Origin of the sequence: Sporosarcina sp. P26b, assembly GCF_002743245.1 — a bacterium.
In the GTDB taxonomy this organism is placed as follows: domain Bacteria; phylum Bacillota; class Bacilli; order Bacillales_A; family Planococcaceae; genus Sporosarcina; species Sporosarcina ureae_C.
Window position 1 is genome coordinate 31,241 of the sequence record NZ_PDYW01000015.1, and the last position, 14,728, is coordinate 45,968.

Here is a 14,728-nt window from a genome sequence, read left to right on the forward strand (position 1 = left end):
GAGGAAAGATGCTTATGAATATCCGAATACTTTTTCTCCTGTTGACAGCCGTATTTCTCAGTGCCTGTTCCAATCAAATCGAAACGAATATGTCCGAAGAATTACCGGATTTCGAGTTTACTACACAAGACGAGAATACACTCGCGCTGGATGATTTGAAAGGTGATTGGTGGATTTCTTATTTTTCCTATACGCACTGTACAACAGTCTGTCCACGAACGACAGCGAATATGGTCAGTATTCAGGAGAGTTTGAAAGAAGAAGGTGTAACACCGCAAATTATTTCGTTCAGTATCGATCCGGAATTGGATACACCTGAAATATTGCGAGATTATGCAAGAGATTATGGAGCCGACCTAGATACGATGACGTTTTTAACAGGCTATGATTTTGAAGAAATTCGTAAGTTGTCTGTGAATACATTTATGGCAGTATTGGAAAAAGGAGCGCTCGGTCAGCGATCCCACAGCTTTTTCTTTTATTTAATTAATCCTGACGGCGAGATTGTCAAACAGTATAATGGCATGAGCGCTACGGATAATGACTTGCTAGTCGAAGATGTGAAGACGATTTTAGGGAAGTAGCGTTATTTGAAAAATAATTTATATAACTAAATCAGGCATACTTTCGTTCTAAAAAGGGCGAAAGTATGCTTTTTCTTTTTATGTACGTTATACGGTTCTCATCGATAAAAAACTTTCTAAAAAACTTTTGAAACTTTTTCTGTATTCCTCCGTCTGTAGGGTGCGCAAATGATAATAGGGGGATTCACATGAAGAAAATATATAGCTGTGTGTTGTTACTAGCGAGCTTACTCTTATTTATAATGGGAGATGGAGCCAAGTGGAATTTGAATGAAGTGCCACTGTTCCATGAGCAGCCAGCCACGGCATTTGCGGAAACTATACAAAGCAAACCGTTCATTACAGAGAGAGAATTTGAACAGGTAGTCACACTTACACAAAACCAACCGATGTATATGAAGCAAGAGAATCTTGTCCGAATTGGTGAACTGCAAGCGAATCAAGCGGTTGCGATCATTGGTGAAGATGAGGAATATTATGAGATTCGAGTAGGTAAGATGCCAGCTTTTATTCGTAAAGGGCAGGCAAAGGTGGAAAAGAACGTGATCAAAGCACCGTTACATACAGAACGTCTTGGTGCAGTAAAAACAGCTGAAGAAACACCGGTCTATTCGGAAGCAAATCGTGAAAGTGGTATCCTCATGCAATTGAGGGAAGGTTATCGCTATCCAGTTGTGCAGGAAGAAAACGATTGGTATATTATCAAAGTCGGTGAACGTGCGGGCTATATTCATAAGTCATCCGCGGAAATGGATGAAGGCTTGCCGGTATTGCTGTATCACCAAGTACTGCCACGTAAACTAATGGAAACAGAAATGAGTACAATCTCACTTGAAAAATTTGAAGAGCAAATGGCGTATTTAGCCAATGAACAATTTACGACGCTGACTTCACAAGAATTGTATGATTATCTTGAAGGGCGATTAGTCATACCCGAAAAAGCTTTGATTATTACATTTGACGATGGATTATTATCATCGAAGAAATATGCGTATCCCGTCTTGAAGCAATACGGTTTTACTTCACCTCACCACATCATTTCTTCACGTTTGGACAGAGGAAAAGGGGCACCGGCATTTGACGGTGGCGGGTTGTTGAAGTATCTTGATGCGGAAGATCTGAAAGAAATGACAGATGTCTTCCAGTTTGAAGCCCACACATGCGCATTGCACGAGCTAGGGATAGAAAGCGGAGCGGGTTTAGTTTTCGAACATTCCGAAGAGGAAATTATCGAAGATTTGAAGCTGAATTTGCACCATGTACCGTCAGCTATTTCGATCGCGTATCCATATGGCCAATATAATGATGAATTTATCGCGGCTGCTAAAGAAGTAGGATTGCTAATTGGCTATACAACAGTAGAAGGATATGCCAATATGGATCGTTCCAATTATGAAGTGAATCGATTTGGCATGACAGAAAAAAGGTCGTTTAAAGATTTTGCAACGTATGTTGACGGAGACATGAGATGGCCATAGAAGAGAGTGACTAACCCAAATGAATGAAATGGATCAAATAATGAATGAGCATTCGCATTATTTAGTACGAATCGCTTATCTATACGTGAAAAACTGGTCAACTGCTGAAGATGTCGTGCAGGAAGTCTTCGTCACGTACTTCCAGAAGAGCGACCAATTTCGCAATGAAGCCTCTCTTAAAACGTATTTGACGAAAATGACGGCGAATCGTGCAAAAGATTATTTGCGCTCCTGGAAGCATAAAAAAGATGTCGTATTTGAAACGATTTTCGTATCAACCAAAAGCTCGGAAGAACAAATCATTGAGCAAGAGCAGCTCGCTTCACTTGAAAAGCACTTATTCCAACTGCCGCTGAAATATCGCGAGCCTCTACTTTTATATTATTATGACGAGCAATCGATTGCGGAAATCGCATTATTTCTAGGGCTCAATGAAAACACGATCAAGACTCGATTACGTAGAGCAAAGTTGCAATTGAAGGGATTTTTTGAAGATGAGGAGGTGGACGACTTTGAATGACTTTAAACGAAAACTCGACCAAATGATGGGCGATACAACAGAACAGGAACGTCGAATTAAACAGCGCGTGCACGATGACCTCCAACCTTCGCGAAAGAGACAGTTTTCTTGGCAAGCTTTGCTCGTCACAGCGGCATTACCCGTTGTCGCCTTGTTGCTCGTGTTCAACTTGATGCCGGACAATCAAATCTCTTCCGATCAAGGACCGGGCACACCGTATGATCCACTTGACGATATGGCGTTGATTTCTGCGCTTCAAAAGAAAGACCAACTATCGTCCATTGATTACGAAGAATTTTCTTCATTGCCTGAGGCGAAGGAAGTAGACGGTCTATTATACGTCGATGATGAATCTTTTTCACTGCAATTTAGTACAGACACATATCATCCAGTTCTAGAACGTAAAGCGGATCTATACGATGCTACGGTCTATGAGCCAGGTGACATAGTGAAGACCTTTACGAATACGAATAGTCACTTGCCGACGTATACAGGTGTCTATTATGAAGTCGTGGCGGTACCTGGAGATCGTGTTGTCCTGCAAGACGGTAAGCTGAACATTAACGGCAACCAGTTATCGTCTGAGCTGATGGATCGCTATAAAGAACAAAACGTCAAGATCGCTGGCGGATATGATCAGTTGTTGAACGCGCGGGAATATTTACTGCTGAACCACTTCCCGGCAAAGGGGACGGTTCAAGGAGCGACCGTCACGCCAGTGCACAAAATTTACGGTAAATTAATTGGCGTCGCAACGGAAGAAAGAACCGAGTCAATTTACATCGATTATCTGACTGATCAAATGAAGAGTGATTATACAGCCGAAGAGTACTTCGATTTGTATTTATACGATCAGCTCACAGGTTTGAATAAACTACCCGAGTCATCAGTATTCGCGGAATCTAGCAGAATCGGAGAACTATTCCTCGAGGCTGCTTATCGCAGAGCCATTTCAATCAATGAAGACAGAGTGGAAATACGTTATCGATATGGACGCGAAGGAGTCGTGGAGCAAGCGTTCTCTATGGGAAGAGACGCTAACTCTGGACAGTGGATTGTGAAAAATTGATCTGTTAAAGACTTTAAAGGAGGTGATGCCAAATATAGCCTCAAAGAAACCAGGTTGGCACCTGTTCAGCACTAGCCGTCAACCAACCGCTCGCTTATAGAGCCAGCCTGGTTTTTATTATATGTAACATGAGCAAGAACACTGGTAAGCACTATCGAAACAAGAAATAGAAAACATACCAGACCGGCACCTGTTTTGCATAAGCCGTCAACCAACCGCTCGCTATATAGAGCCGGTCTGGTGTGTATACATAATCGTTTAAATAGCGTGATACAAGTATTACAGACATACTAGCGATTGAAACTATGTGATGGATCAAGTACTCGTTATAGTTGATGAAAAAGACAAGAACTTCAATTTCAAGAAGTAAGAAAGAAGTGCCCGAACCCTCCCGTTTGCATTGGAAGATGTATGATGAAATACTAAACAGGTATACTCATACAAGGAGATGATACTATGGCACTCAGCAGAAAAGATTACTTACAGAAAATCATTGGATTACATGAACGCTTGATTATAGCGTCAGAAGAATATGAAGGTATTTCTGAAGAATTTATTTCTAAACAAGAACTCGATATTCCAGGGATGCAAGAACAATGGATGGGGAAAGTAGAAGAGTTCAAGCAAATTCTGAATGACATGAATGCATTGGAAGTTCCGAACGCGTTTGAAACGGAAGGCAATGAACTAAAAGAAGCCTATACGATATTCGTCAACTGTGTAGAAGAGAAGACGAAGAAGTTCAGCGTGGAAGCGATGGAGAACGGTGAGCTGGATGCCCTCCAGTCGAAGGAACTGCACGCCGCAGAGGATATGGAAGAATTGATTGAGAGTATGTTTGAGAAGTAAATCTTCCTTCATACGATAATTAAATACAAAACAATCGAACTGCAGACAACCCTCTAAGTAGAGTGGTCTGCAGTTTTTCGTTTGCAAAGAATGCACTTTTTAACCGTACCAGATATGATAAGAGTACTAGTACACGAAATCGGTTCAGAAAGGAGTTCTCATTGATGCAAAGTTTCATCGTCATGCAAGGACGTACATATCACGAAGAACGAGAAGTAGGAATCATTTGGACACCTCGAAAAGATCGTATTGGACAAGAGCAACATTCATGGGAGCGCGTAAGGGAAGTGCGTGCAGGAGATCGGATCCTGCATTACGTGAAAGGATATATTGTCGCAATGAGCGTGGCTACATCTGACTATGTGATCGCAGAAAAGCCTTCGAGTATGAGGACACATCTAGAAGACAATGAAGAAGGATATCTAGTTCACTTAGAGTATCATGAGTTAGAAATTCCATTAAATGTTCGCGATCATTTTACTCATATCGAACCTTACCTCCCGATGAAATATTCTCCATTCCAACAAGATTCAAATGGAAATCAAGGCTACCTATATCCGTGTAATGAAGAATTATTGATTAAGTTAGTGGAACTGATTGGTGAGTTGAATATTTTTGTAGAAGATGACGAACAGTTGGAATTTGCTATTGGGATTGTGAAAAGAACCGAGCATAATACGTTCATCCCTATGTTGACTGAAACGGAATCGGAAGCTAAAACGAAAGTGCGGCTAGGCAAACAGAAGTTCAGAAATGAATTGATGGATCAATGGAATGGTACATGTGCGATTTGTGAAATTAAGCTACCCGCTTTGTTGAAAGCTAGTCATTCCAAGCCCTGGAAGGATAGCACTGAAGCGGAAAGATTAAATCGGTATAATGGGCTATTACTATGCCGTAATCATGCGGCACTATATGACGAAGGTTTCATAGCATTCGATGGTCAGGGAAAGATCCATATTTCTTCGCAAATTCCGGAAGAGGATTATGAGAAGTATGCGATACATGCAAAAGTAAAAATTGTACGTGTGGAAGAAAATAAATACTATTTTAAATGGCATAAGAAGAATATGCTCAAAAAATAAAATCGTATATTCTGTATCTTATTTACTTTCTTCAGTCTATATAGAGCAAAAAAGGGTTTTTTCGTTTATTACTGCTCAAATAGATTGTACGATGGGAGCAAAACAGTCCATGTAGTAGACAAATTTGCACCGTTCCATGGGACAGTTTTGCACCTAGCAATAACCTAAGCATTTAAGAAAACTACAAAGAAAAGAAAAAGCGCGCGTGGACAAAAGATTTCCACACGCACTATCCCTTTTGGATTTATTCTCTATATAGTGGGTAACGAGGAGGGATGCTTTTCTTGAAACTTCACCATACTAGTTATAATTGTGGTCACTTTATTGCAAATAACGACCGACGTTCAAGTCGTCATAGGACGGCGTTAGTATAAAAACATTATTTGTAAAATCAAAAGTTCTTCTAGGTAGTTCAACAGTTTTAACCGCATACTTGCCATTAGCAAAAACGAGCAAGAATAGATCATCTCTAAAATCAATATTTTGAATACTGCCTTTGACTGTAATATCCAAACGGTCTTCAATCATTTCTCTCGAAGTATATGGACCGAAGACCATGGCTTGATCCCAATCGAAATTTGTTAAATTACTTAACCGGATTTTCATCACGCCACTGTTGGCTTGTTCCTCGATTCGCTTGGCAAGAATCGGATCTTCGGTCGCTTTATGTAGGAAAGTCGATGCGAAAACTAGTACGATCAGCAGCACTAGAATGGACCCTATAACAACTTTCTTTTTCATCCCATCACCTCTTTGATTTTTGATTATAATATATATACGACGAGAGTGGATAGTAGTTCCACTAATTGAAGAGATTCAGTATATAATCATGGTAAAGAGGATGAGTGGTATGGACTTTTTAACACGTAAGGAATCACTTCATCTACAACACGCTGGCCTAGCAACCTATACTAGGGGCCAATACAGCCAGAGTGGATTAAAATTTCCTGATCTGCATATACACTAAATACAACTTAGATTACCAGGAGGCCATAAAATGAGTACAACTAAGATCATGACTGAAATTAAACGATTGATAGAGCAAGATCCGTCACTCGCCATTAGTGAATGGCAGGGGACGTGCCATTATGTAGTTGGTGAAATGATATCGCTTGAAACGAAAGATCTGCACGAAATTGATTTAGAAGGATTTGCGAAGCCTGGAGAAAAGCAAGTGATGCCGATTGAGTTATTGATCGCTGCCGCAACTACTAGTTTTGGCGTTACATTTCATTTAGAAGCACATAATCAAGGTGTAATTGTGGATCGAGCGGAAATTGTCTTCAGTGGGGTATGTGATAAAGCACCGTTTTTAGGAATTCAAAGTGGAAATAGTGGAATTACGAAACCAATGATCGTCTTATCAGCACAGTCTGCTACGAATAAAGGACATCTAGCAGAGATTGCGGCCATTGCAATTGAACGTTCACCGATTCTTTCTAGCTTGAAAGAAGACGTTACGTTGCATATTAAGTGATTGTATGAAGCAAGGTTATAAATAGGTATAAAAATACGCCATCATTTGTCTATTGAGACGAACAGATGGCGTATTTTTCATTCAAATCAAGCATTTTTCTCAAGTGACGCAGCCGCAACATTGCCGCCTTCTTTTAAGAACTTGATCATCCCTTCAGCTGCACGATAAGCGAATGCACCAATCGTAACGGTTGGGTTGTAGTTACCAGTATGCGGGAATGAAGATCCGCCTACGACGAATAGGTTTTCCATATCCCACATTTGTGAATAGGTATTGACTGCGGAGTTCTCAGGAGAAGCTCCCATGATCGCACCACCAAAGAAGTGGTCTGTAAAGAATTTATGGTCGAATACAGTATCGTCTTTTACTACATCGACGTTCATTTGGTCTGCACCCATTTCTTTCATGATCTCTTCACACCGCGCGACTCCTGCTTTTGCACGTTCAATGTCTTGTTTTGCATATTCCACTGTGACCCGCAGAAGCGGATTACCGAGTGCATCTTTATATGTTGGATCCAAATCCATATAGGTATTCTCGTTTGGCAAGAAGCCACTCTGTGCTGTGATGAATAGGTTACGGTTATAATATTTTATCGAATTCTTTTTAAATTCCTTACCCCAACCCGGTGTGTCATACGGAACTGCATTATTGTTAATAGGTCGTGAACCGAGCTGGCTGTAATGTACTTCATACCCGTGCAAGTAGTCGAGGTTTGTATGATCTTCATTGTCTCCACTGAAGTCGCCAATGGAAGAACCCATACCGCCAGCGCCCATGAAGTTGTTGAATTTTTTATCTTCGAAGAATCCACGAGCCCCGATATACGTTGACAAGTTGTTGAAGTGACCTGTAAAGTTCTTGCCGATCATGCCTTGTTTTGTTTTGGGATCGTATGGCTGTCCAATTTTAGAATGTAACAACAGCTTGATGTTCGTAAAGACGAAACCTGCAAGTACTACAATGTCGGCTGGTTGTTCGAATTCTTCGCCAGTCGTTGTATCAGTGTAGACTAACCCGTTCGCTTTCTTTCCGTCATGGCTTACCCGATTAACGAATGCGTCATTACGAATCTCCATCTTACCCGTTTTATGTGCCGTCTTGAGCACTGTACCGATCGGATCTGCTTTCGCTCCAAAGTCACAGCCGTATTCTTCGCAAAAGGCACAATATACGCAACCATTGATCGTTTCACCATCTGGATTGGTATACGTTTTTGATGCGTTAGCAGACGGAATCCGATAAGGGTGGTAACCGAGAGCTTTCGTTGCTTTGGTGAACAAACGAATATTCGGTGTTTCTTTCATTGGTGGATTCGGATATTTATCGGAACGTGGAGGACCGACTGGGTTTTCTTCACCTGAGATCGCTGCTGTTTTTTCAAATTGATCAAAATACGGCTCGATCTCATCGTATGTAATGCCCCAATCTTGCATCGTCGAACCTTTTGGAATTTTTTCTTTCCCATACCGTTCTACAGTCTTACTATAAATTTCAAAATCATACGGCAACCAGCGAAAAGACATGCCGTTCCAGTGAACACCTGCGCCACCTGTATGGTTTCCAAGACGTGCGTTCATATTATTCCGAACCGGTATAGCTTCTTTGTTTATAGAGTTTCTAGAAGTGATCGTATCTTTGTTTAATTCCTGCATCAGCTCATATCTTTTGGAGTAGCGTAATTCATCTTTCGTTCCGATGAAGTCTTCATGCTTTTTGTTTTTACCTCGTTCTAATATGACCACGTTGTATCCTGCTTTTGTAAGTTCTGCAGCCGTGATTCCTCCAACCCAGCCGGAACCTACGATGACCGCATCTACTTTTTCAAGTTTTTTTACCATTGCATATCCTCCTCACTGTTTCTGTTTTAGTGCCCTTGGTAATCTCTTAGACTGACGGGATCCAGTTTTGCAAATTCATCTGATTCAATATAGTTTGCATAGGAAGCCACTGCGCCCGGAAACTCTTTCATTTTCCAGCCTTCCATATTAATATTCCCTCCATACAATGGATCACAATAAGCGCCTTCTAATGTCGCTTGTTTTAACAGAATGAAAAATTCAGAAGCTTTTACACCTCTCATCTGCACTTTGTTTGCCTCGACGTCGGTCATGATTTCTATTTGTTGTTCTTTAGTTGCTTTATCAAAAGTGACTTCGAAACGCTTTTGACTTTCTTCATCCATTTTACGTAGTCCGAGTAGGAAGATCATGCCGCGATCCAAAATGGATTGTTCTCCACCAGGTCCAGCGGTTTGATCGACAGCTTTCAAATCGATTGCATAGGGGGCCTGGCGATAATCGTATGCATTGACACCCCAGCGTCCTGCTAGTTGTTTGTCGATATAATACGGAACACCTAATTTGATTGCGCCTGGACCAAGTTCATCTTCAGGAAAAATCTGTTCAGTCGCTGCATTTAATACTTTGAAATCTTGATGACGTGTAAAGAATTGACGTGCTTGTGTTACTTCGATACCTTTATTGTTGTTTTCTCCAGCTGGCTTGTTATTTTTATCATTCTTCTTATCCAAGCCGCCTGTGAGTAGACCTCCGAATATAGATCCACCGACAAGTCCACCAGCTACGAGTCCAGTGTTTTTCAAGAAATTTCTCCGGCCCATATCTTGCTCGTGTTGCGGTTTCTCATGTACATCCTTTGGTGGTTGTTGGTCTGCCATTTTAACCCCTCCTTAGTAAAGTGTAACCAAAATACATATGCGATATACTGAATAACTAATCTACTTATAAAACGTGCCTACTTAAGATTACCCACATTATCATGTATTTAGACAAGAAAAAACTATTTATCTACATATAATTTCAACTTTTTGATATATATAATAGACAGGACTATATTTGGCCCATAGAATTGTTTTAACAAAACAGCTCATTCACATTAGCAAAGGAAATGATGATACAATAATTCCAAGACAGGGATAGTACAACGAGTAAACTGCAATAATAGATAGAAGTCAGTTGTGGTATACTTACTTTCTTCATTGCGATATACCAAAAGTGGGAGGATCTTCATGAAAATTAAAGTAGCTATTCTTTTATGCGCGACCATTTTATTTCTGAGCGCATGTAATAAGAAAATCGAAACAAATATGTCTGAAAAAATACCTGATTTTACATTTACTACACAAGATGACAAACCTCTTGGATTGGATGATTTAAAAGGGGACTGGTGGATTGCGTATTTCTCCTATACGAACTGCATTACAGTATGCCCAAGAACAACAGCGAATATGGTCGATGTTCAAGAAAAATTAAAAGAAGAGGGTCTGAAACCTCAAATTGTATCATTCGGTATAGATCCTGATTATGATACACCTGAAGTGCTGAAGAAGTATGCTGCGGATTTTGGAGCGGATTTGAATACGATGAGTTTTTTGACAGGCTATGATTTTGAAACGATCCAAGATATTTCAAAAAACACTTTCCTTTCTATATTGGAAAAGGGAGCGCTAGATCAACGCGCCCATAGCTATTACTTTTATTTAGTAAACCCTGACGGTGAGATTGTGAAAAGATACGATGGGCTGACAGCGACTGAGAATGAATTGTTAATAGAAGACGTCAAGACGGTACTCGGCGCGTAAGCCGAAAAGGTTCGACCATATGAAAAGCCTTTCTAATCCTAGGATTAGAAAGGCTTTTTGAGTGTTCGGGAATGTTACCATTTTGGTACGCCTACATGGTTTTCAACCCATTCATCATTGTATTTAATCGTTGGATTGGCTTTACTAAGCGGAACGACTTTGAAACGCCTATCTTGATCTCGAATGACGCCAGTTGGGAAAAATCGTGGATCTTCGATAGTTACCGTTTTTTGATCGCCTGTTTGTTCTTTTGTCACCGATAGCTTAGCGATACCGCCAAAGTTCGTATAGTCAAATGGTTGAGCGGAATAGAAGTTGCCAAGTGAGAAGAAAACTTTCGTGTTTCCTACTTCTCCATAGCGTTGTAAGACGTGTGGGTGATGTCCGAATAGTACATCTGCACCCGCATCTGAAACGAATTGTGCAAGTTCGGCTTGATCTTCAGACGTTTCGAGATGATATTCAGGCCCCCAATGCAATGATACGATTGTAACGTCTACCATGGGTTTCATTTCTTTAATTTCATTTTCCATCCGTTCACGGTCGATGTAGTTGACCAAGTACTCTTTGTCGTGCAAGTCTAGCTCCACATTTGTGCCATATGTATAGGCAAGTACTCCAATTTTGATGCCGTTGACTTCGACAATCCGTTGCGTCTTGCGATCTTTAAATGATTCATAGGCGCCAACATACTCAAGCCCATATTCATTTGCATGCTCAATTGACTTTCGTACACCGGCTTCTCCTTTATCGAATGTATGGTTGTTCGCGAAGGTAACCATATCGACACCAATTTTTTGCAAAGCCGGCAGTATGTGTTTGGGACTGTTGAATTTTGGATACGTAGACAATCCAAGTTCGACACCAGCTGGCATAGATTCTTGGTTCGCTAATAGAAAATCAATACTTGCCGTTTTATCTTTTATTTCTTCAAATGCAAAATCAAAGTTCGGATACGTGTAGATGGGATTATGTAAAAGCACATCTCCGATCATTCCAATCGTTGCTGTAGTACTAATCGTTTCTTCCACCTTTTGTTCTGCTTTCACTTCTGTTACTTTTTCAGTCGTGTCCTTTGCTACAGAGTTAGTCACCGTACTTTTCTTTTCTGAAGTTAGTCCATACTCTCTAGTATTCCAATCACTCCATAAAATTATGCCGCCAACGGTCCAGACAAAGACCAATGAAGCCACAAGCCATTTCCTCATCAAGTTAATCTCTCCAAATCTATAATTGCTATTCCTATGTAGGTTTCCAAAGTTAACGATAGCACATTAGTAGATTGGTAAACAATTAAAAATTGGAATTGTAATAAAAAATTTATATATTTTACCATAATGTATAAAAACCGCTAGACTTCGACAAAAAGATCGAGGTCTGGCGGATTCTTTTTTTATGAATGTACTTTCACTTGGTTCGTCACATGATCTTCTTGGGTATCGCCAATCGGCTTTTTTGACCAAATGGTTGCTAGAATCGGGCCAGAGATATTATGCCAGATGGCACCCCAAACACTTGGGAGGGCTGCGAGTGGCCCGAAGTGAGCAGTAGCGAGTGCTACACCAAGACCTGAGTTTTGCATCCCGACTTCTAGTGAGATGGCGCGTCTGTCGTTTTCATTTAATCCAAGTCCGAGCGCAATTAGATAGCCGAGTAGTAATCCGATGCCGTTATGCAGGAACACCGCGATAAATACGATGAAGCCTGAACTCGCTACATTGCCTGCATTCGCGGAAGTAACCGCAGCGACAATGATGAGAATGGCAACAACAGAGATAATCGGTACGACGGATACACTTTTTGCAACCGCTCCAGGGAAGAACCGTTGAATGAGTAGCCCAAGAACGATTGGAATGATAATCACTTGTACGATCGACTTAAACATCGACAACGCATCTACCGGAAGCCATTGACCTGCTAACAATAATAACAATAACGGTGTGACGAGTGGTGCCAATAATGTGGAAAGGGACGTCATAGCGACAGATAATGCAAGATTCCCTTTTGCCAGATAGACCATAACATTTGAAGCAGTACCGCCTGGAACAGATCCAAGTAATACAAGGCCAGCTGCTAGTTCAGGTGGTAGCTTCAATAAATAGGCTAAACCGAAAGCAACCAATGGCATAACAACAAATTGTGCGGCAACCCCGATAATCACGGGTAGCGGATTAGTCAAAATGATTTTGAAGTCTACAGCGCGTAACGTCAGTCCCATTCCAAACATGACGACGCCTAGTAAAATTGTGATATAGGCACCTAATCCAAGAAATGGACTAGGGAACATGAATGCAATAACCGCAACAATGATGACCCAAAATGCAAAGAACTTTCCGGCTATAGAACTAATGGCTTCGAGTGCTTTCATGGCTTCGTCACCTCAGAATCAAGGTGGAAGATTTTATTTGGATTGAGTAAATGATCCGGATCGAGAGCCTGTTTGATTTTCTGCATGACTAGAAGTGCAGCGCCATGTTCTTGTTGCTGGTATTTCTGTTTGCCGATTCCTACGCCATGCTCTCCTGTACATGTACCGCCACGCTCGAGTGCATACAGAACAATTTTTTCATTCAACTCGTCCGCTTTGGCAATTTCAACTGGATCGTTGACGTCCATCATCAATAGTACGTGGAAGTTGCCGTCACCTACGTGGCCCACAATTCCGCCCGGCATATTCAGTGATTCAACGACTTCACGCGCATGATTGACTGCATCGGCTAGTTCTGAAATAGGCAAGCACACATCCGTCACCATTAGCTTCTTACCTGGGTTGCCGTGAATGAAAGCATAAGCCAAGTTGTGTCGAGCTTCCCACAATCGATTGCGTTCGGCATTGTCCGTTTCAAACTCAATGTTTTCACAGTGATGATCCGCCACAATTTCTTTCGTGAATTCGACATCTTGTTGAAGTCCGGCTTCATTGCCATGGAATTCTAGGAATAGTGTTGGCTGTTCTTTATAATCCGTTTCACTGAATATATTTACTTGACGCATCGATGGTTCGTCGACTAATTCTACGCGCGCGATTGGAATGCCAGCTTGCAGGATGGATACTACGGCTTCTACCGCATCTTTTACAGAAGGAAAGGATGCGCGAGCTGCCGTTGTGAATTCTGGAATACCATAGACGCGCAATGTCAGCTCAGTGAAGCAACCAAGTGTTCCTTCAGAGCCGACGAATAATCCGTTCAAATGGAGACCTGACGCAGATTTAGCTGCTTTATTACCAGTATGTATAACAGTTCCGTCAGCCGTAACGACTTCCAGATCACGTACTTGATCGCGCATGACGCCGTATTTGACAGAAGTCGTACCGCTAGCATTCGTTGCAGCCATGCCACCAAGTGTCGCGTCTGCTCCTGGATCGACAGAGAAGAATAACCCATGTTTCTTCAGTTCCTTATTTAATTGGGTACGCGTAACGCCCGGTTGTACAGTAACAAGGAAATCTTCTGCGCGCACATCTAGAATCGCGTTCATGTTTGAAAAGTCTATTGTGATCCCACCGTTATCTGGGATGACACTACCTTCTAGACTTGAGCCAAGTCCGAATGGAATGACCGCAACGTTCAGTTCCTTCGAGACGCGCATGATGTTGCTTACGTCTTCCGTACACGAAGGGAACGCCACAATATCCGGAAGTTTCATCGTATGGTAAGACTCATCTTTACCATGAAGTTCGCGCACGGTTTCATTGATCGTCACTTGTTCATCGGTTAATACCTCTTTCAGGGCTTGGACGATTTTCTCAGTAGTTGCTGTCATAGTTGTTCTCTCCTTATATGTTGAATTCATTTGGTTAAAAGTAGTTCCATTGATTAGAATTTTATAACTATTCTAGCGGACATTATACTATTATACTTGCTAATTTGAACAATTCAATAATAGTTTTCATATTATTCTTTTTTCATTCAATACTTCGCAGATGCAAAAAACTATATATACGCATGTTCGAAGGCCTATCCGACTAGCTGTACTCTTTCATATGATTAAAAGAACGCCAAAATAAGTGACTGTTTTGTTTGTATTTTCATTAACATATGCAAATGAATAACAGGCTTT

At 41.2% G+C, this 14,728-nt stretch carries 14 protein-coding genes; 8 read left to right on the forward strand and 6 right to left on the reverse strand.

From position 1 onward, the window contains the following. Nucleotides 1–41: 41 nt before the first annotated feature. The 6 genes from CSV69_RS12135 (at nt 42) to CSV69_RS12160 (ending at nt 5,585) form a co-directional block, all read left to right on the forward strand. The gene (locus CSV69_RS12135; protein WP_158232669.1) at nt 42–584 is read left to right on the forward strand and encodes an SCO family protein; all 543 of its coding nucleotides are present in this window, start codon (nt 42–44) and stop codon (nt 582–584) included. A 188-nt stretch (nt 585–772) separates the two neighbouring features. Continuing rightward, entirely contained in the window at nt 773–2,062 is a 1,290-nt protein-coding gene (locus CSV69_RS12140; RefSeq protein WP_099693554.1) for a polysaccharide deacetylase family protein, read from the forward strand. A gap of 19 nt (nt 2,063–2,081) precedes the next feature. After that, complete coding sequence (locus tag CSV69_RS12145) at nt 2,082–2,582, forward strand: sigma-70 family RNA polymerase sigma factor (protein ID WP_099625714.1); 501 nt, start codon at nt 2,082–2,084, stop codon at nt 2,580–2,582. Beyond that, complete coding sequence (locus tag CSV69_RS12150; RefSeq protein WP_099693555.1) at nt 2,575–3,651, forward strand: S26 family signal peptidase; 1,077 nt, start codon at nt 2,575–2,577, stop codon at nt 3,649–3,651. The genes CSV69_RS12145 and CSV69_RS12150 overlap by 8 nt, the downstream gene beginning before the upstream one ends. A gap of 456 nt (nt 3,652–4,107) precedes the next feature. Then, the gene (locus CSV69_RS12155) at nt 4,108–4,500 is read left to right on the forward strand and encodes a hypothetical protein (RefSeq protein WP_099625716.1); all 393 of its coding nucleotides are present in this window, start codon (nt 4,108–4,110) and stop codon (nt 4,498–4,500) included. Between the two features lie 164 nt (nt 4,501–4,664). Continuing rightward, nucleotides 4,665–5,585: an HNH endonuclease gene (locus CSV69_RS12160; protein WP_099693556.1), complete on the forward strand. Its 921-nt coding sequence runs from the start codon at nt 4,665–4,667 to the stop codon at nt 5,583–5,585. 321 nt (nt 5,586–5,906) lie between these two features. Here CSV69_RS12160 and CSV69_RS12165 read toward each other — a convergent pair whose 3' ends face one another. After that, entirely contained in the window at nt 5,907–6,326 is a 420-nt protein-coding gene (locus CSV69_RS12165) for a hypothetical protein (protein ID WP_099693557.1), read from the reverse strand. Between the two features lie 256 nt (nt 6,327–6,582). Here CSV69_RS12165 and CSV69_RS12170 point away from each other — a divergent pair, with 256 nt between their 5' ends. Continuing rightward, nucleotides 6,583–7,062: an OsmC family protein gene (locus tag CSV69_RS12170; RefSeq protein WP_085426841.1), complete on the forward strand. Its 480-nt coding sequence runs from the start codon at nt 6,583–6,585 to the stop codon at nt 7,060–7,062. Between the two features lie 86 nt (nt 7,063–7,148). On the opposite strand, the gene CSV69_RS12175 is transcribed toward CSV69_RS12170, so the two are convergent. Both CSV69_RS12175 and CSV69_RS12180 read right to left on the reverse strand, forming a co-directional pair. Next, nucleotides 7,149–8,903, reverse strand: a complete 1,755-nt coding sequence (locus CSV69_RS12175; RefSeq protein ID WP_099693558.1) for a GMC family oxidoreductase — start codon at nt 8,901–8,903, stop codon at nt 7,149–7,151. A gap of 26 nt (nt 8,904–8,929) precedes the next feature. Further along, a complete protein-coding gene (locus CSV69_RS12180) occupies nt 8,930–9,742 on the reverse strand; it encodes a gluconate 2-dehydrogenase subunit 3 family protein (RefSeq protein WP_099693559.1) in 813 nt (270 codons plus the stop codon). Nucleotides 9,743–10,093: 351 nt separating this feature from the next. Between CSV69_RS12180 and CSV69_RS12185 the strand changes: the two genes are divergently transcribed. Next, complete coding sequence (locus CSV69_RS12185; RefSeq protein ID WP_085426840.1) at nt 10,094–10,666, forward strand: SCO family protein; 573 nt, start codon at nt 10,094–10,096, stop codon at nt 10,664–10,666. A gap of 74 nt (nt 10,667–10,740) precedes the next feature. Here CSV69_RS12185 and CSV69_RS12190 read toward each other — a convergent pair whose 3' ends face one another. The 3 genes from CSV69_RS12190 to CSV69_RS12200 form a co-directional block, all read right to left on the reverse strand. Continuing rightward, on the reverse strand, nt 10,741–11,874 hold the full coding sequence (locus CSV69_RS12190; RefSeq protein ID WP_099693560.1) for a CapA family protein: 1,134 nt from the start codon (nt 11,872–11,874) through the stop codon (nt 10,741–10,743). Between the two features lie 185 nt (nt 11,875–12,059). Next, the gene (locus CSV69_RS12195) at nt 12,060–13,034 is read right to left on the reverse strand and encodes a bile acid:sodium symporter family protein (protein WP_099693561.1); all 975 of its coding nucleotides are present in this window, start codon (nt 13,032–13,034) and stop codon (nt 12,060–12,062) included. Further along, nucleotides 13,031–14,431 carry an FAD-binding oxidoreductase gene (locus CSV69_RS12200; RefSeq protein ID WP_099693562.1) on the reverse strand — a complete coding sequence of 467 codons (1,401 nt, stop codon included), beginning with the start codon at nt 14,429–14,431 and terminating at the stop codon, nt 13,031–13,033. Before CSV69_RS12200 ends, CSV69_RS12195 begins: the two co-directional genes overlap by 4 nt. Nucleotides 14,432–14,728 lie beyond the last annotated feature (297 nt).